The sequence below is a fragment of the Nitrosovibrio sp. Nv4 genome (genome assembly GCF_900215485.1).
Lineage (GTDB): Bacteria > Pseudomonadota > Gammaproteobacteria > Burkholderiales > Nitrosomonadaceae > Nitrosospira.
This window is the reverse complement of the sequence record NZ_OCMZ01000002.1, coordinates 1,272,149-1,289,500: the sequence shown is the minus strand read 5'-3', so window position 1 is coordinate 1,289,500 and position 17,352 is coordinate 1,272,149. Positions and strand designations below refer to the sequence as shown.

The window sequence follows — 17,352 nt, the reverse complement described above, 5'->3', positions numbered from 1 at the left end:
TCAAACAGGAAGGAAATTCTAGAACATGACTGGTTACGTGCAAATTTGGAAGTTCTGTGAGCTCACTGGGTATACGGAGGACGCAGTTCGCACCAAAATCAAGCGTGGGGCATGGCTTCAAAACCGTGTATGGCGAAAAGCACCTGACGGACGCATTTTAATCAGCATTGAGGGATATCGTGACTGGGTAGAAACAGGGATGGTGAACAAGAAAGTAGATGGCGAAAAGGAATCGAGGGAACGCCAATCAGTTCGTACAGGATCACCTCTACCTATCGGCCAGCAAGGGACGAGCCCCAAGAGCAATAGCGCGCCTTTACCTATCGGGGCACCAACTGCCAGGAAGCCAAAAAATGGATGACGATAAAGAACCTTCGCCTGAGGATTTTCCGGTTAAAGATATGGAAATGATAGACGCGGAAATGGTAGGCGGGGATACAGATGATCCGCTGAATATTCCAGTAATGAGTATCCGAGCCCGCGTGCGGCAAATGAAATCTGATGCGGAAGGCGGTGACGCCGATGAAATGATCGCTCTACTCAAATTCGCTGAGCGCCTCAGCGAAGAAATCAAAATTGACACAGAAACGCGGCTTGTCGGCATTGCGCTGGCATCTCTCATCAGTCCGATAAAACACCTATTGCAAAACAAAAAAGCGATGCTGGCAGCCTTCGGCATTCCCCGAAAAAAGACGGGTCGCCGCAAGTCGAAGGAAACAGAGGAAGGTAATAAAGACCTTGCCAAACAGGTCGACCGTTACATTGTTAACGACAATACCCTTACTCTCAAAGAAGCCAAAGACAAAGTTCTTACGGATATCGATGAGTTCGTAGATATAAAAACTGTGGAGCGTGCTTACAAGAAATATGGCGCTATGGTAGCAATCGAAAGAATACTGGATGAAAAGTATCGCGACAAAAAGAAACAGCAGTAACCCCAGCGGTTCCCTATAGATAGCCCTCAAGCGCGACATTAATTGCGACCAATTCCTGTCGTGACGGACATCAACGGACACAATAGGATTTCGACGTCTGTAACTTACAAGAGGCGACCGAAATGCATAAACTCCCCGAAACCGGGTTTCTTCGTTTGTACCAAATTATCGGTGATCCCAAAGCGGAACCGCCGATTCCCCCGATAATTCCCGTAAAAAAAACCTGTTGGTGGGACGGAGTGAAGTCAGGCCGTTTCCCGCAACCCGTGCGCACTCTTGGCAAGCGCGTGACGGCGTGGCGAGTGGAAGATATCCGCGAGACCGTCAAGCGTCACGCATCCAGTGAGACCTTGCAATGAGTGCGGCGGGAACATTTCCCATACATTCCACTGCTCTGCCATCCGGAAATCCCGCGCCGAGAAACGCCGAGAAGATGTACGCGGGTGGGGGTGAAACGTGGTCTGGCACCGAGTTATGGGAATACTACTTACTCAAGCGCCGAGATCCAGCGGCAGCCCGAGCGCTCAAGGCTGCTAAGACTGAACAGGTGGAAGACTGGTGGAAGAGAAGCCAAGATTGCCAGAGGAGAGCCCTCAAATGAATGCGGCAGGCAAAGTAATATCATCCCAGGAATGGCGCAAGCTGAGCGAAGTTGAGCAGAAAAAATGTATTGCGGATTACATACCCCGAGGCCTTGAGGGCTGCGCTGATCTGGAATTAATCGAGATGCCGAGACTCGTTGTCAACGGAAAGCGCGTCAAATGGCACAGCCAGCAAGATTCGATCACGGGGCGGGAGCCTGAACGCCTCGAATTTCAAACGGCAGCGGATCTGCTAGCGATGCCACCCGCGCAATATTTGGTAAAACGCATCCTTCCGCAAAATGGGCTGGTCCCTATCTTCGGGCCGCCCAGCAGTGGAAAATCTTTTCTGGCGCTTGAACTGGCCTTTGCCATTTCGGAAGGCAGGCCATTTTATGGCCACCGAACTTTACAGCGTGATGCGGTTTATTTATGCCTGGAGGGTCAAGGCGGTCTAGCACAGCGTGTCCGAGCTTATTATGAATACTATCGGGATGAGGCTATTGAGCCGACCGTACAGTTTGTTAAAGGCTCCTTCTCGCTTTTCAGCCCGCATGATGTCGAAGTCTTTATTGAAAAGGTGAATAATCTTCACTCTGATAACTACTGCCCGGGTATCATCATGATTGACACTTTGAGCGCTGCGGCAGCCGGGGCGGATGAAAATTCGAGTCCAGATATGGGAAGAATTGTAGACACTCTCCATCGTATCGGGGAGGAGTGCGATTGCGTTGTTATTCCTATCCATCACAGTGGAAAAGACGCATCCAGGGGCATGCGAGGGCATAGTAGCCTGCTCGCCGCCAGTGATGCGGTGATCGAAGTAAGGCGTGAGGATGACCGGCGGTCCTGGCGGCTGGCGAAATCAAAAGACGGAGTTGACGGGGAAGAACATGCATTCCGGCTTTCATCTGTGGAGTTGGGCACGGATACCGACGGGGATCCGATAACCTCGTGCATCATCACTCCAGAAGAACGCACCGCTGATTCTGTACGACGCGTGAAGCTCCCTAAGGGCGGAAATCAGAAAGTGGTATATGACGTGGCCGGCGAACTGCTTCGGGCATCAAATGATTTTGCTAAGGGTGGCGCGCCTAACGGGCGTCCTTGTACTCGCGTGGATGAATTAATCGAGGCCTGCCGTGGTCGCCTGGCTGTTGAAAATGATCGAGTGCCGGAACGGGTAAGGATTGCTGTGACAGGATTGGTAAATGCCGGTTGCCTGATACTGCGAGAAGGCTGGATATGGATTCGATAGCATGACAATGGTATCAAGAACTCTTGAATAGTCCCCAAAACGTCCCCAATCTACTGATTAAAAAATAGGCAAAAAGCCCCATTTTCCCCAAAATGTCCCCAAACTGAAATTTTGAGTCCCCAAAACGTCCCCAAAAAAGTCCCCAAAACGTCCCCAAAGTCCCCATTTTCCCCAATTTAGTCCCCAATCTTCCCCAATCCCCCCTTTAGGGGGGATGGGAATGGGTTTGGGGAATGGGGAAGCTGATGCGTTTCGGTGTGATGAGTTGATAAAGTATGATTCGAACCATGGGCAACATTTCCCAATAATTTTTTCTAACTTTGGTCGAACTTGTTTTCTTTCAGTCATTGTCATGGATGAATTAGATATCCGAAGTTTTTGGCGCCGCGGAGACAAGGCTTTTACCGATGACTTCTGCTCGGTGGACGTGCGGAAGCTGTCCCGTGAATATCGTCTTCGCCCGAACAGTGAGGCCTTTATCCTTGCTGGCAGTGTAACGGTGGATCTGGAATGGAGGCCATGCCACCTGGGCGGTTACCGCGTCTATTTTCGCTGCCCACGCTGCCTGGGGCGCTGTTGCATCCTTTACCGCTTCCCAAAGGGGGAGATGCCTTCGGATCAGTATGGGTGCAAGAAATGCCTGAACTTGGCTCATCCTGTTGAGAATGAAGGGGAGTCCGAGCGTGCATTCCGCCGCTTTAAACGAGCTTATGAGCGCCGAGGTAGTGAAGACTCAAGCCAGCCGGAAGGAAAGCCGTTATGGATGCGCTGGCCCACTTGGAGACGGCTAACTGATCAGTTCCTTGCGACTATCGAGGGTCGCCTTGAGCATGACGAAAAGATGACCGAGCGGCTGAGGAGATTGTATGAGGTCCAGCCAGTTACCAAGCGGGCTCGGTAGGCTATGGTTCCTTCCCGGTGTCGCTCGAGCTGGAATTCGAGTTCATCGCCTCGGCTCGCATATCGTCCACCAGCTTCTTGATGTGGTTCAGCACCGTCATCTTCGCCGCCAGGTCGAGAACCTTCTTCCGTTTTTCTGGCGTCAACTTGTCGAGTGCTGGAGTTTTCGATGTAGGCAAGTTCTTCCTCCGATGCGCGCTGTAGCGCTTCAATATTGTCACGATACCATGAGCTGGAAGGCATCATGAGCGACTTCAAAAACGGTGACCTGGTAGTAACACCATCTGGCCACATTGCCAAGGTAAACAGATATTGGGAAGAGTCGCGCCGCGATGATTGCGCACGTGTTGATCTAACCTATGCGGATACGGGCGAGCAGGTAAAGCTATCGCCGAAGCTGCTGAAACTGTATGAGGGGGAACAGCCGCAGCGATGCCGGCGCGAACGCAAAGAGCGCGGGGACGTGTCGATCGGGCCTAAGCGAGTTTCCCGGCGCTTGGATGATGCGCCTATCCCGGCGCTTGATATCGTCGAGCAGCTGCTGCTCATGGATGGCTGCATGAAAGTCCGGATTCAGGGGCAAGCTGGCGGGTTTGCCAGCAGCAAGAAAAGAAGGACGCTGCACTGAAACGAGAGGCGATCACGCGTCCGGTTAACTTGCCTGAACGATTATTATGGTTTGATCGTCCGCACATTCGGCTGTATTGTTGCAGTGACCGGCTACGCATCCCCCAATAACCAATAACCAAAGGAGTGATGGTCATGCTCAAACTCAGGATAGCATTCGTTGCAGTGGTAATGCTGGCAAGCGGACAATCACAAGCTGACTTTACCAGCATCAACGCAGAACAGATGGAGCGAAACGCTCAGCCGTGGCAGCCACGCATTCCCCACTACAACTTAAACCCACAGAATCGGCTTGAGGTTATGGAGAATTACGCGATAGAGAGTCGGGAAATTGCCACGGCGGCAATATATCAACAGAGAATGCGCGATATCCGACGCTCAACGGATGAATCAAATAGCAGAACTGACCTATACAATCAGCTCACTGAGCTTACCAAAGAAAATACCGCGCTTCGGGAAAAAGCAAAAACGCTTGATGACTTATCTCGGCTTATCCGTTCCTCAGGGATGACTCAGGAAGAGTTTACGAGCTGGCTAGAAGCCATGAGACTTAGCCATCAGGACCCGACGCGGTCGAGTGCCATAGTGAAATCCATCCTAAATATACCCCGGTGAAACGCTGAAAATCCAAAATTTTTGGAGAGGGACCTCAATGGAGGTGAGCGCGCGTGCGCCGGGGGTGGCGGGGTGGGGGAAGTGCTCTATCAACCCATGACGCTTGCCGGTCGGTTCCGTACTTAACTGAGGGGAAGGACGCCCCGATTGCTGAGCCGCTCTCCATCGAAGGAAATCGCATTGCTTCATCGATAGTTGAAGAGGTCACCGCTTAATTGCCTCTCATCCGAGGGCTGGAATTCTGCTACGCTTTCATCTGGTCGCGCTCCGAACGTTTCGGACGTATGCGGGTCGCCTTCCTTTTTGGAAGCAGCACCTGGCGCGGAGCGGACCTTCCACATGCTCAAGGGCCTCTCCACGAGGCTCTACAATCGATTTAAATCCTCTTGCCATACTCCTGGGCATCAAGCAGCGCAGATATAGGCGTCTGCCTGCGCATAAGGCAGGCTGAATCCGCGCTCGATTTCTATGGTAGTAATCGCGTAAGCGTTTCCACCCAGTCTCGCTGTTTCGTTGCGAACCTTATTCAGCATGTCCCGCTTGGCCTCGGGTTTGCTGGAATAAAAGATTACGCCTTCGGCCTCTACCATCCCGACAAACTTGCAACTTTCCGTCACTACATGCTGTATCTCGCGTACCTGCATCCCTTCCTCTGTAATAGGGGCGGCACAGCTAGTTATAAGCAAGAGAACAAAAAGCCCGACCCCTATTCGGGTAGCAGGACCGTATGGATTTGGATATGACGACATGCTCGCTCCCGCTAGGCGACGGTTGAATTGAGCGGCAATGGAGATCCTTTCGCAGCCGGCTTTGCTCCTAGCCCGAGGGCATTCTTTATCCCTCCTTTATCCAAAATCTGATACTGTCCAATGGCGTCAGCGATGCCACCGACACCATTCAAGACGCCCGCAGCATTCTTGGCTCCAACGCCCGCAAGGTTCGCGTCGTCCAACTCCAGAGGCAGAATTCCGCTTGACCGTGCCGACTCATTGTTAAGCATGCCGACACGCTCGCCCAGGCGATTCATTCCGAGTTTATTGTCAAGATTGAGGCGGCCAAGTGACGACACTTGCGACAAGTTCCGCGCGTAGTTCTTCCCCTTCTGCAGTGCGCCCACAAGCTGCTGTTGCATCGTGTCCTTGATTATTTGCGGTGCATTCGTGTTGTCAGCCATGTATTCAGTTGATGTGTCCACCGTTGGCGTCATGTACTTGTACAACTCGTCAGCTATCCCTTGTTGTTTCTCTTGCTGAGACTCAACTTCATGCTTTGGCAAGACCTTTTGCATCTCGGCATCGCGCCGCCGGTCAATGTCACGCTGGCGGGCGGCCTCTGCATTTTGTGCAGTTTTTTGCTTATTCCGGATACTGCTCTGGGCGCTCATTTGCGCTACCGTGCCGCCGGCAGATGCAAGCGCAGATGCTACGGCGGCGGCAACTAGCCACGGTGATATCGCTGGCATTATTTTCCTCCTGTCACAAGCTGAACTACAGCGTTCATATCTGGATTTGAAATCAATGTTTCATCAATTCGATCGACATCTGTTTCCGCTGTTGCGTGAATACAGAACCAGACAGAGTCCTTTATGGCCGTGATCATATGATGCTGTTCCGCGCCTATCTCTATGCAGGCAGGAGCCTCATACCTAGCCTCTTTACCGTCAATCTTGACCATAACTTCGCCACTCACCAGAATGCTCATGTGGCTGTACTTGTGTTTGTGCGACACAATGTACTGACCGGCGCCAATGCGCATCTGCTTAGCGTATATCCCATCGCTGAAATAGTGTTTAATCATCAGTTGACTGCCCTGACAGCACTATTAGGCGCGTTGTACAGGAGCTTTTGTTGGTTGTGCAGCATGTTGGCCTCCGCCAAGTCTTTAGCTTCAAGTTCTGATCAATTCTTTTCCATCAATCACCCCGATGTTACGTGTAGATTAATGCCTGATCTTCGTTAAATCAAGCCGTAAAACAAACAGTTATAAAACGTAACAGATGTCTGTGCGTGATCAGGGAAGGATCCGCGTGCTTAGTCCATAACAAGAAATTGTTACAATAATTTATGGTAGCCAAAAAAAATCAGACAACCACCATCCGGCTACCGAAGCACATCAGGGCTCGTACGGACGTATACCTGAAACGTAACCGCTTATCGCTCAACGAGCTGGCAAGCCTGGCGCTCACCGAATACCTGGACCACCACGAATCGGCTCACCATCACGAAGGCCCCGGCCTGTTGCGAATGGATGAAATCGATATCCGCCTTTTAGAAGAAATTTTACGGAAAGAGGGGCGCGACGAGTAAATTGACCAACTTGAACTGGTTGAATTCATCAACAGTCAGCCAGCCGGAGAGGTTGTATTGGCACACTCGGATTTCTTGAAAAAGGGCGCCTGTTGTACTTGGAGAAGTAGCGGGAAATTTTTCCTGCTACTATACTGCCTCAACGGTAAGAAAAATTCCTGCTACCTTTCTCCAGCGTGAAGCCTGCCTGATGGCAATGAATGATAGCAGGCCGACTCTTATTAAGGTCGGCCTTGCCTGTCTGCAACAAGAGGTATCGACGCGCTATTCGTGGTAACAAACGTGGTAACTAATATTTAAGTGATGTAGAGAATGAGTGATGGAAAGGCTTTCAAGGCTTAATGTGAATGACACCGCCCCGCCAATACAGCAGCCCAGTGTGGTTCAAGCGTTATGCAGATCACTAAAAACACTCTAGCTGACCACATTCAAGGCGAATTCAGTGGCATCCTGCGCCGGGAACAAAACGGCCCCTTTAACACATGTTTAACAATTCCGGTAAAGGCCTGCCGGCATTCCCCGCTGGCGTAACTCATAGCGCAACGCCGGCTGCGGCCAGCGTTGCAGCCCTGCCGCCGCGCGGCGGCGTCCAAGGCCGAGATCCGAGCACTGGAGTCGCGGAACTACGTGTTTAAGTTGCCATTTCATCAAATGGCAACCAGCAGACAGCGTTTTGATATTAAGGGCAGCTTGCTTACTGTGCCCACCGATTTTGAAAAGTCTTCAGCTGGTTTTCCATAGAGGCCATTGCAATTTTGCGCATTTTTAATATTCAGAAATCATTAGCTCGGCGCGTTTTAATACATGAAAACTCTAATTGATATTACTTACGATCTTTTTGAGATCGATCCGGTTTCCTTTTATTCGACCCGCTTTTCAAGTGGCGGTGGAAAATTTGAACCCATGGCGCTTCGACCTATCTGCAGGCGGGCAATAGGCTTTCAAAAGTTTGAATTTCTTGCTGAGGAAATTGCCGGAGTTCTACACAGTCAGGCTCCTGGATTTTCTGTACTCGACATTGGCTGCGGCTCGGGGCGATTCGGTGCTTACATTAAAAGCGTATTCCCAAACTGCCGTCTCACTGGCGTTGATATGAGCAAAGCTTGCACCGAAGAAAGTTTAGAAAATGGCTATGATATGGCCATTCAATGCGACTTCATCCAAGGACTCCCTTTTCCCGATGATTCATTTGATTTTGTATTTTCCATGGATACATTTGGGCACGTGGAGTTTCGCAATAAAGACGGGCTGATATCCGAAATCAATAGGGTGACCATTTCCGGCGGCAGTGGTTTTCACGGAATAGAGTGCGGGGATATTAATTACTTAAACTGTAATCCAAAAGACGAGAAAGACCCAATTAGAAGGTACGTTTATATTGACGGACATATTGGCGTTGAAAATCTTGATCAAATATACGATCGTTTCTCGAAGGAAATGACAGTAACAAAGGCGTTCAATTGGCAAGTGAGGCCATTGCTTGAGGTGGAAAATGCTTTAACCCACAGCCAATGGGGCGAAAAATTTAGCGAAGACTTGAGTCAGTTTCAGACACCGGAAGCTATGTTGCTGGCCGATGCTGTGATCGGACACATTAACCGCACAAATATAGACATGTTGCTTTCAGGTTTTGGGCCAATTCTGACTCAAAAGAGGCTTGACGAGATTGTCCCCGCGGGCCCAGTCAGAAACTATGTCTCGTCATTGGTGAATTGGGGTGGTTTTGCAATGATTTCAACTCATTCATGAGGGACTTTTTGGATGGGAGAGCGGCAGGAAAAAAGGGGGTCAGACTGAGCTAACCCGGCTTTTCCGGACACATTGGAAGCTAGACAATGTGACGGAGGTGTCAAATAAAGAAGAGCAATGGCAAGCAGAATCATGAGCACAAGCGAGAGTGATTCGGCAAGGAGTTCAAACTGGAAGCGATCAGGCTTTTGGAGCTTGGACAGAAACTGCCGCTGAGCTTGCTTTGGAACTGGGGATCGCCCGCAACCAGTTATATAAATGGCAGGGCAACTTGGCAAAGTTGGCAAAGAACAAGCCTTTCATGGTCCCGAACGCAAGAAGATGAGCGCAGCGAGAATGAAAGCCGTCATTGAAACTTCTACCTGCATTGACATGACGCCTAACAAAGCAATTCCACAGGTCAAAGGCAGTTTTCTGCTGGGCAATCTAAGCCAGATGAGTGCGAATCCGTTTCAAGCCCTTTGTGACTGGCAGCGAGATTACGGTGGCCTGGTCAGCTTTAGATTGGCTAGCCGCCAGTTTTATCTATTCGGTCATCCGAAGCTGTTTGAACAAGCCCTGATCAAGCAAAGCGATGTTTTTGTAAAAATCCACGATGCCGGAAAACCGACCGGCCTGGCGTTGGTGTTGGGACAGGGATTAGTAACAAGCCAGGGTGATTTATGGCAAAGGCAACGGCGGTTGATGCAGCCGGTTTTTCAGAGAAGCAATATAACTACGCTGTTGCCACAAATCGCCACTGCTGGCAGCAATATGCTGGATAGATGGCGGAAATTAGGTGAACGTGCGGAGGTTAGCCTGTCTCAGGAAATGATGCAGCTGACGCTGGAGGGAATCACCCAGACCATGTTCAGCACCAGCGTCCTCGACAAAATAGAACAGATATCTCCATCTTTGGATACCTTGCTCAGGTATGCCGCTAAAACCATCGTGAGTCCTTTGACGCTTCCGTTGTATGTACCCACCCCGGCCAATCAAAAATTCAAACAGGCGCTGGGAATAATCGATGGTGTCATTTACGGAATCATCGATCAACGCCGCACTACATCATCTGTGCACAACGATTTATTGGATATGTTGTTAAAAGCAAGCGATGACAACGGCGGCGAAAAAATGACTGACAAACAGATTCGTGATGAAGTCATTACCATTTTTGGTGCAGGCCATGAAACCACCGCGAATTTGTTGAGCTGGACTTTATATTTACTGGCCCGGCATCCAGATGTACTCGCCAAACTGCGCCAGGAGCTTGACGGCCTGCTGCAAGGAAAAATACCGGATGCCGAAGATTTGCAGCAGCTTGTTTATACAAGAGCCGTACTGAATGAATCGATGCGTTTTCGTCCACCGGCTGGCATTATTCTGCGTAAAGTCAACAAGGATACCGAGGTTGACGGTTTTTTTTTAAAGGCCGGCAGGCTAGCGATATTCAGCATTTTCAATCTTCATCATCATCCTGATTTTTGGCCGCAACCGGAGAAATTCGACCCTGAACGGTTTTTAATACCCGAAAATCGCAGGTTTTCATTTATGCCATTCGGGACAGGCGAACGCATCTGTATCGGCAGTCATTTTGCATTACTGGAAAGCCAGCTATTGATAAGCATGATAGTTCAGCACTATGATTTACAGTTGCTTAAGGCTGAGGAAGCCGAGATTGAAATGGCGGTAACCCTGCGGCCCAAAGGTGGAATTCCAGTCCGGATAAAGAGGCGATAAAATCAATCTCCAGTTCTGTGGCTTCTGTTATCTACAGGTGCCGTGGAGAGCATGACTTTGAGCAACGTCACGTAAAATTTCCAGACGCATAAACGCAGCCTTTTTCGGTGTAACATGCCCGGGTTTTGTTATTTGTTAATGCCGGGCTGCGTTTCCTGCTGTTTATTTTGTGCAACCTTGAGCTTCTTCAGGGGTACATTGTCCTGCTCTATTGCTGAGGTATAGAATTCGCTAACCAATTATCCATAGTGAGGCCTTCATATGAAGAACAAAGAACAGAATGGGACCGCGCGATCTGGGCGCGTGAAGGGAATGGTCAATAGTATACTGTTGGCAGGCTGCCTGTCGTTCGGGCTTGCTGCCCAGGCGGCGGTTACTTTTCAGTTCCAGTATATTGATCAACCAGGTACCGGATTTCTTGATCCGGCGGACGGCCCAGTCCGTCAAGCTGCCCTGAACACTGCGGCCAGTACGTTCTCCAGCATGTTCGGCCACCACTTCAGCAATTCGGGCACGATTGTGTTAGAGGCCAGCGCCACCGACGATCCCCACAATACAACACTGGCAGCGGCGGGTAGCCAGCTTATCGATCCGGGGCTGGCCGGATTCAATCTTGGAGAGGTCGTGCGCACGAAACTGCAAACCGGCGTAGACCTGAACGGAAACGATGTCGATGGCTCGCTGGATGTCAACTTCGGAAACGCGTGGGAATTGAATTTCAATGCGCCGACCTCGAATACCAAATACGACTTCTACTCCACGATGTTTCACGAGTTTACGCACACGCTTGGTTTCGCTTCATTTGTCGAGCAATCAGGCGACCCGTTTTTCGGAACGTCAGCCGCAGGAAGCTGGAATGCTTTCGATCGCCTTATCGTTGACAAGAGCGGGGTCAGCATTATCAATCCGGCAAACTTTGCGCTGAATCAGGCGGTCTGGGACGCGGGCAGCGTGGGCGGCGCCAGTCCGGCTGAAGGTCTGTTCTTCAATGGCACCAATGCCGTGGCCGCTAACGGCGGTAACCCGGTTGGCTTGTATACGCCCGAGATATGGGAGGAGGGCAGCAGTGTCTCCCACCTCGACGATGAGAACGCGGCTTTAGCCGGAATGATGATGCTTGCGGCATCGGATACAGGCCCTTACGCCCGCGACTATAGTGCGATTGAGGTTGGCATCCTCGAAGATCTCGGCTATGCGGCCGTCGTGCCGGAGCCTGAGATTTATGCGATGATGCTGGCGGGCCTGGGATTGTTCGGCTGGCTTTCGCGGCGTCGCCAGGTCTGACGTTATAACCCTCTTGCTTATTGGTATCCAAAGGGCGTCCGGTTTCATGATCCGGCGTATCGGGCAATGCACGCACCGCACAGCTCTTTTCTGAGTAGTGGCCTCGTAATTTTCATGCTGTGTTTTACGGAGGCAGTATCGATGGCTGCCGATCGTACCTTGGGACCAAACGGCCCGCCGCTCGCCTATCGCATTGATGAGGTCACGCTCCGTCTGACCCGCCACCCCGGCAATTCCGCCTTCCCCATCCGGCGGATCAGCATTTCAGGCACCGGCAGCGCTTCACTGGAGCACGATGGCCGGCTTGTGCAATTCCCCTATGCAACCAAGGATCTGATGATCCTCCTGAATGAGCTTTACAAAATTCGTTTTTTCGATCTCCCTGTCAAGTACACTACCCGATATTCGATCTTCCTGAAAGAGGACGGAATTGTCGGGACGTCCGCATTACGCATGGCAGATGCGGGAAGCACCAGCGTCTGTTTCGCGGTGGCGGAATATGAAAAGTGCGTCACTTACGGCCGCGATGGTCCACTTGAGCTGGAGAACATTGCCAAGCGAATCTTCGCCGATACGGAAGGAGAAGGACTGGCGGGCGAAAGATAGGGGAGCCCGCGGGTCACTACGAATACGCAGAACGAATAAGGAGAAAGCAATGTCAAGTGTTGGTTATCACGAACCCATCGAGGAGCTATCCGATGAAACGCGGGATATGCATAGAGCAATCGTTTCTCTAATGGAAGAGTTGGAGGCGGTTGACTGGTACAACCAGCGTGTGGATGCGTGCAAGGACGAGGACCTCAAGGCAATTCTTGCGCACAATCGGGATGAGGAGAAAGAGCACGCCGCCATGGTTCTGGAATGGATTCGACGCAGGGACCCGGTGTTTTCCGGGGAAATGAAAGAATATTTGTTCAGGGACAAGCCTATCGCTCATGATACATAAGTCCGCATTCCAGCTATTCATTCAGCATGAGCCTCAGGGATGGAGCGGACAATGATTGTCATGCTGTTATTGCTCCGATCAATCCTTCAAGACACATTTTTCAGCCATTGCCGCCGCGCTTCACGTGCGTTCGCGAACGCCCTTTCAAGCGCTTTCCCATCACCGCGCGCCAGCATTTCTCGCACGTCTGCAAGTTCGCGTTGGTAAGCATCGATTTGACTGGATAGTGCTTCACGGTTGGCGAGGCATATGTCGCGCCACATCTCGGGGGAGCTCCCCGCAATGCGGGTAAAATCGCGGAAACCAGTACCGGCAAAATTCAGCGGATCGCTGGAGCGCAGTGGATCGTTTGAGCCCGGCAGATCTTCCGGATGGACCGCAGAGACATGATTCATTAGCGTGAATGCAAGCACGTGGGGAAGGTGGCTGATCGATGCCAGGATTTTATCGTGCTGGCGAGCGTCCATTCGAAAGACTTGCGCGCCGCAAGCCTCCCAAAATTCTGTCATTCGTTTTATCGCCTTGGTAGAGGTTTCTTCCAGAGGGGTCAACACCACTTTCTTGCCGCGGAACAGGTTGGCATGGGCGGCGCCTGCGCCGCTTTGTTCGGCCCCGGCAACGGGATGCCCGGGAACAAAATTTTTCAGGTGTCCAGCCAAATGAGAACGCGCCGCCATGATTACGTCGCGTTTAGTGCTGCCAGCGTCAGTTACGATCGTGTCAGCTTCGAGATATGGAGATATCTGCGCCATGATTTCCGCGGTTTGCCCGACCGGTATGGCAAGGAATACGATATCCGCATTTTTCAGCGCTGAGGGAAGGTCGGCGGCGATTTCGTCGATCGCCCCCAGCTTTAGCGCCCGCTGCATATTTTCCTGGCTGCGTCCCACGCCGGCGATATGCTTGACCAGAGCTGCCTTGCGTAAAGCCAGCCCGAATGAACCGCCGATCAGGCCGACACCGATAATCACCAGTTTGTTGATCACGACGTTCGCCACCTTCGCCACCCTTGAAACAGTTTAGTGCCGCGATCGATGTCTGATCAGATTACGATTGATTACAGACTTCGTCCAATTACTTCCGCTATTCCTTTCAGCGAGCCCATGAGGGTCTCGAATTCCTGGGGATTCAACGCCTGGTCCGCATCGCACCAAGCTTCGCACGGATTTGGGTGCATTTCCACCAGCAGGCCATCCGCGCCTGCCGCGATCGCCGCACGTGCGAGCGCGGGAACCATCCAGGTCTTGCCTCCAGCATGAGACGGATCGACGATAACCGGCAAATGGGTTTCTTTCTTCAGCACAGGGATACAGGTCACATCCAGCACATTGCGATAGGCTGTTTCAAAGGTGCGTATGCCGCGCTCGCAGAAAATGATGTTGTGGTTGCCACCGGCTGCAATGTATTCCGCCGCCATGAGCCACTCGGAAATCGTCGCTGACATCCCGCGTTTAAGTATCACCGGCTTGTTGATACGGCCCACTTCCTTCAGTAGTTCGAAGTTCTGCATGCTGCGAGTGCCTATCTGGATCACATCCACGTCATACTTGAGGAAGGTGTCGAGCATGCGCGCATCCATCAATTCAGTGACGATGCGCAGGTTGTATTTATCCGCCGCACGGCGGAACATTTTCAGCCCTTCTTCACCATTCCCCTGAAACGTATAAGGGCTGGTGCGAGGCTTGAAGGCGCCGCCGCGCATCAGCTTGCAGCCTGCCGTGGCGACATGCTGCGCCGCTAAATCCATCTGGCCTTGCGTTTCCACGGAGCACGGGCCGCCGATCACCTGCACCTGCGTGCCGCCAACCGCCACTCCACCCACATCTATTATCGAATCGCGCTTATGAGATTCGCGCGATACGATCTTGTACTGTTTGACAATGTGCATGGAATATTCGACTCCGCTCAGGGAATCGAACATTTCCGGATCGAGTTTGCGCTCATCGCCAATCGCGCCAATGATTGTGCGTTCGGTGCCCCGTGAGACGTTCGCATTCAGGCCGAAGCTTTGAATTTTAGCTATTACGGTGCCGATTTGCTCGTCGGTGGCGCCGCTGTTCATGACGATGATCAAACGGATTCTCCTCGTACCATTTCAGCCTGACTAGGGGCTATCTCAGGGATGTCGCGAGTCGTACCAAGCGCTATCTCAAGGGATTTCAGGAATTTCTGATTTTCAGATTCGAGCCCGACGGTCACGCGCAGATGCTCGGGCATTTCGTAAATACCAATGGGGCGCACGATAACGCCTTGCTTCAAGAGGCTTTCATTTACCGCCCGGGCGCTTCCCGGTACACGGAAACTCAAAAAATTACCATAAGATGGAATGTACTCGATGCCAAGTTGTCGCAGTCCGGTGGTAATCTGAAGCATCCCTGCCTGGTTGAGCGCATAAGAGCGTTTCACAAATTCCTCATCATTCAGGGCGGCCACCGCGCCAGCAAGACCAATACTGTTTACATTGAACGGCTGGCGTACCCGATTCATCAGGCCGCTCACGTCCGGATGTGCCAGCCCAAAGCCTACGCGTACACCAGCCATGCCATAGGCTTTGGAAAAAGTGCGGGTGATCAGCAGATTGGGAAAACGCTCTAGCCATGCGATGCTGTCAGCCTTGACGGCGGTTGGCAAATATTCATTATAAGCTTCATCAAGCACTACCAATACATCCGGCGATACCCGTTCCAGAAAACGGAGTACCTCGTGAGCAGTCAGCAATGTGCCGGTAGGATTATTGGGATTGGCGATGAATACCATTCGAGTTTCAGGCATCACGGCATGCAGCATGGCGTCAAGGTCGTGGCCATAGTTTCTGGCGCGAACCGTTATGCCGCTTGCGCCCACTGCCTGCGTGACCAGTGGATAAACCGCAAAGGCGTGTTGCGAATAAACAGCCGATGCGCCCGGTTTCAGGAATACCCGGGCCGCCAGCTCCAGAACATCATTGGAGCCATTGCCCAGCACAATCTGATCGCTGCTAACACCATAACGTTGCGACAATGCCGATTTCAACTCGAAGCCGCTTCCATCCGGATAAAGCGCTACCGCATTCAATGCCTTGCTCATCGCCTCCAATGCCAGCGGACTTGGCCCTAACGGATTTTCATTGGAAGCAAGCTTGATGATGGCGCGTTCATCCATATCCATTTCACGCGCCAGTTCAGAAATGGGTTTGCCGGGTTGATAAGGACTGATTGCGCGGATATATACAGGAGCGAGGTCGCAAAGATTCATAAGGTCAAGGGCTCGTAAATTACAGAGCATAGAGAAAAAGTCGAAAAACGGAAAGAATGGACTAGGACGCTACGGGATTCTCATGCGTGAAACTCAATAACTCGAAAAGAAGGTCACCCTGCGGGATACGATCCAAGTACTTTCATGAACGCGGCTTTATCCCGCAGTTCCTGCAGCGCTTTGGCGATTTTTGCATCCTGCTGATGACCCTCGATGTCCACAAAAAATACGTATTCCCATAAACCGGCGCGGGAAGGACGGGATTCCAGACGGCTCATGCTCACTCCATGGTCCGCCAGCGGAGCCAGTAATTCATGTACCGCCCCAGGACGGTTCCTGGTCGACATTACCAGCGACGTCTTGTCCCTGCCGGAGGGAGCGACTTCCTGCGCGCCGATTACCAGAAAACGAGTGGTATTGTTGGGATCATCCTCAATATTCTCGGCGCAGACAGTGAGCCCGAATACTTCTCCAGCCTTTTTGCCAGCTACCGCAGCGGCATTCTCATCCTCCGCAGCCAATCGTGCCGCATCCGCATTGCTGGCTGCGCTGATCCGTGCCGAGCCCGTCAAATGAGGCAGATTGACATTGAGCCACTCATGGCACTGGGAAAATGACTGAGGATGGGAGTAGATTTTTTTGATGCGCGCAAGATCCGGATGGTGCGCGAGCAGAAGCTGATGTATGGGCAGTGCTACTTCACCACACACTTTTAACGTGGTCTGCAGCAACAGATCAAGGGTTCTACCGACCGCCCCTTCGGTAGAATTCTCCACCGGCACAACGCCATAACCGGCTTCACACGACTCCACTTTGCGGAATACGTCATCTATGGAGCTGCATGCGAGAGTTGTCACTACGGCACCGAAGCGCTTTAACGCGGCTTCTTCTGAAAAAGTCCCTCGCGGGCCCAGGTATGCTACTGTTAAAGGCTCTTCCATGGATCGACACAAGGACATGATTTCGGTAAATAGTCGTATAACGTGTTCATTTGCCAGCGGCCCGGGATTCAGTTCGCACAGTCGGGCCAACACCTGGGCTTCGCGCTCGGGGCGATATGCCATGCCGTTTTTGATTTGCCCAATATCCCGGGCAAGCGCAGCGCGGGTGCTCATCAATTTGAGCAACTCGCTGTCAATCGCATCTATCTTGTCGCGTAGCTGTTTGAGTTGGCCGGTCATCGAGAATGAATTTTTAT

Annotated in this window: 20 protein-coding genes; 11 read left to right on the top strand and 9 right to left on the bottom strand. The window is 51.7% G+C overall.

The features are described from left to right. Window positions 1-353 precede the first annotated feature (353 nt). The 3 genes from CRO05_RS14220 to CRO05_RS14205 all read left to right on the top strand — a co-directional run bounded on the left by CRO05_RS14220 (window position 354) and on the right by CRO05_RS14205 (window position 2,774). Window positions 354-935, top strand: a complete 582-nt coding sequence (locus CRO05_RS14220; RefSeq protein WP_097067764.1) for a hypothetical protein — start codon at window positions 354-356, stop codon at window positions 933-935. A 122-nt stretch (window positions 936-1,057) separates the two neighbouring features. Then, on the top strand, window positions 1,058-1,294 hold the full coding sequence (locus CRO05_RS14215; protein WP_090879320.1) for an AlpA family transcriptional regulator: 237 nt from the start codon (window positions 1,058-1,060) through the stop codon (window positions 1,292-1,294). A gap of 238 nt (window positions 1,295-1,532) precedes the next feature. Beyond that, complete coding sequence (locus tag CRO05_RS14205) at window positions 1,533-2,774, top strand: AAA family ATPase (protein WP_097067762.1); 1,242 nt, start codon at window positions 1,533-1,535, stop codon at window positions 2,772-2,774. A 361-nt stretch (window positions 2,775-3,135) separates the two neighbouring features. Here CRO05_RS14205 and CRO05_RS14200 read toward each other — a convergent pair whose 3' ends face one another. Next, window positions 3,136-3,429: a hypothetical protein gene (locus CRO05_RS14200; RefSeq protein WP_097067761.1), complete on the bottom strand. Its 294-nt coding sequence runs from the start codon at window positions 3,427-3,429 to the stop codon at window positions 3,136-3,138. A gap of 247 nt (window positions 3,430-3,676) precedes the next feature. Beyond that, the gene (locus tag CRO05_RS15640; protein WP_159462752.1) at window positions 3,677-3,853 is read right to left on the bottom strand and encodes a hypothetical protein; all 177 of its coding nucleotides are present in this window, start codon (window positions 3,851-3,853) and stop codon (window positions 3,677-3,679) included. Between the two features lie 65 nt (window positions 3,854-3,918). Between CRO05_RS15640 and CRO05_RS14195 the strand changes: the two genes are divergently transcribed. Together CRO05_RS14195 and CRO05_RS14190 are read left to right on the top strand one after the other, a co-directional pair. Further along, on the top strand, window positions 3,919-4,302 hold the full coding sequence (locus tag CRO05_RS14195; RefSeq protein WP_097067760.1) for a hypothetical protein: 384 nt from the start codon (window positions 3,919-3,921) through the stop codon (window positions 4,300-4,302). A 134-nt stretch (window positions 4,303-4,436) separates the two neighbouring features. After that, a complete protein-coding gene (locus tag CRO05_RS14190; RefSeq protein ID WP_097067759.1) occupies window positions 4,437-4,916 on the top strand; it encodes a hypothetical protein in 480 nt (159 codons plus the stop codon). 404 nt (window positions 4,917-5,320) lie between these two features. Here CRO05_RS14190 and CRO05_RS14185 read toward each other — a convergent pair whose 3' ends face one another. The 3 genes from CRO05_RS14185 to CRO05_RS14175 are packed head-to-tail and all read right to left on the bottom strand — an operon-like array spanning window position 5,321 to window position 6,713. Continuing rightward, entirely contained in the window at window positions 5,321-5,665 is a 345-nt protein-coding gene (locus CRO05_RS14185; RefSeq protein ID WP_143860942.1) for a DUF4156 domain-containing protein, read from the bottom strand. An 11-nt stretch (window positions 5,666-5,676) separates the two neighbouring features. After that, on the bottom strand, window positions 5,677-6,378 hold the full coding sequence (locus CRO05_RS14180; protein WP_097067757.1) for a hypothetical protein: 702 nt from the start codon (window positions 6,376-6,378) through the stop codon (window positions 5,677-5,679). Further along, window positions 6,378-6,713 (bottom strand): cupin domain-containing protein, encoded by a 336-nt coding sequence (locus CRO05_RS14175; protein WP_097067756.1) that lies wholly within the window; start codon window positions 6,711-6,713, stop codon window positions 6,378-6,380. Before CRO05_RS14175 ends, CRO05_RS14180 begins: the two co-directional genes overlap by 1 nt. A 266-nt stretch (window positions 6,714-6,979) precedes the next feature. Between CRO05_RS14175 and CRO05_RS14170 the strand changes: the two genes are divergently transcribed. The 6 genes from CRO05_RS14170 to CRO05_RS14145 all read left to right on the top strand — a co-directional run bounded on the left by CRO05_RS14170 (window position 6,980) and on the right by CRO05_RS14145 (window position 12,920). After that, on the top strand, window positions 6,980-7,222 hold the full coding sequence (locus CRO05_RS14170) for a hypothetical protein (protein WP_097067755.1): 243 nt from the start codon (window positions 6,980-6,982) through the stop codon (window positions 7,220-7,222). Between the two features lie 804 nt (window positions 7,223-8,026). Next, the gene (locus tag CRO05_RS14165; RefSeq protein WP_097067754.1) at window positions 8,027-8,971 is read left to right on the top strand and encodes a class I SAM-dependent methyltransferase; all 945 of its coding nucleotides are present in this window, start codon (window positions 8,027-8,029) and stop codon (window positions 8,969-8,971) included. A 258-nt stretch (window positions 8,972-9,229) separates the two neighbouring features. Beyond that, window positions 9,230-10,690 (top strand): cytochrome P450, encoded by a 1,461-nt coding sequence (locus CRO05_RS14160; RefSeq protein WP_235001455.1) that lies wholly within the window; start codon window positions 9,230-9,232, stop codon window positions 10,688-10,690. Between the two features lie 261 nt (window positions 10,691-10,951). Beyond that, window positions 10,952-11,974 (top strand): PEP-CTERM sorting domain-containing protein, encoded by a 1,023-nt coding sequence (locus tag CRO05_RS14155; protein ID WP_097067753.1) that lies wholly within the window; start codon window positions 10,952-10,954, stop codon window positions 11,972-11,974. 141 nt (window positions 11,975-12,115) lie between these two features. After that, window positions 12,116-12,580 (top strand): hypothetical protein, encoded by a 465-nt coding sequence (locus CRO05_RS14150; protein ID WP_097068004.1) that lies wholly within the window; start codon window positions 12,116-12,118, stop codon window positions 12,578-12,580. A gap of 49 nt (window positions 12,581-12,629) precedes the next feature. Next, complete coding sequence (locus tag CRO05_RS14145) at window positions 12,630-12,920, top strand: encapsulin-associated ferritin-like protein (protein WP_097067752.1); 291 nt, start codon at window positions 12,630-12,632, stop codon at window positions 12,918-12,920. 86 nt (window positions 12,921-13,006) lie between these two features. On the opposite strand, the gene CRO05_RS14140 is transcribed toward CRO05_RS14145, so the two are convergent. The 4 genes from CRO05_RS14140 to pheA all read right to left on the bottom strand — a co-directional run bounded on the left by CRO05_RS14140 (window position 13,007) and on the right by pheA (window position 17,335). Continuing rightward, on the bottom strand, window positions 13,007-13,906 hold the full coding sequence (locus CRO05_RS14140; RefSeq protein WP_097067751.1) for a prephenate dehydrogenase/arogenate dehydrogenase family protein: 900 nt from the start codon (window positions 13,904-13,906) through the stop codon (window positions 13,007-13,009). A 71-nt stretch (window positions 13,907-13,977) separates the two neighbouring features. Further along, window positions 13,978-14,994, bottom strand: coding sequence for a 3-deoxy-7-phosphoheptulonate synthase (gene aroF / locus CRO05_RS14135; protein ID WP_097067750.1), 1,017 nt, complete (start codon window positions 14,992-14,994; stop codon window positions 13,978-13,980). Further along, window positions 14,991-16,154 carry a histidinol-phosphate transaminase gene (gene hisC, locus CRO05_RS14130; RefSeq protein ID WP_097067749.1) on the bottom strand — a complete coding sequence of 388 codons (1,164 nt, stop codon included), beginning with the start codon at window positions 16,152-16,154 and terminating at the stop codon, window positions 14,991-14,993. Before hisC ends, aroF begins: the two co-directional genes overlap by 4 nt. Before the next feature lie 113 nt (window positions 16,155-16,267). Beyond that, window positions 16,268-17,335 carry a prephenate dehydratase gene (gene pheA / locus CRO05_RS14125; protein WP_097067748.1) on the bottom strand — a complete coding sequence of 356 codons (1,068 nt, stop codon included), beginning with the start codon at window positions 17,333-17,335 and terminating at the stop codon, window positions 16,268-16,270. Window positions 17,336-17,352 lie beyond the last annotated feature (17 nt).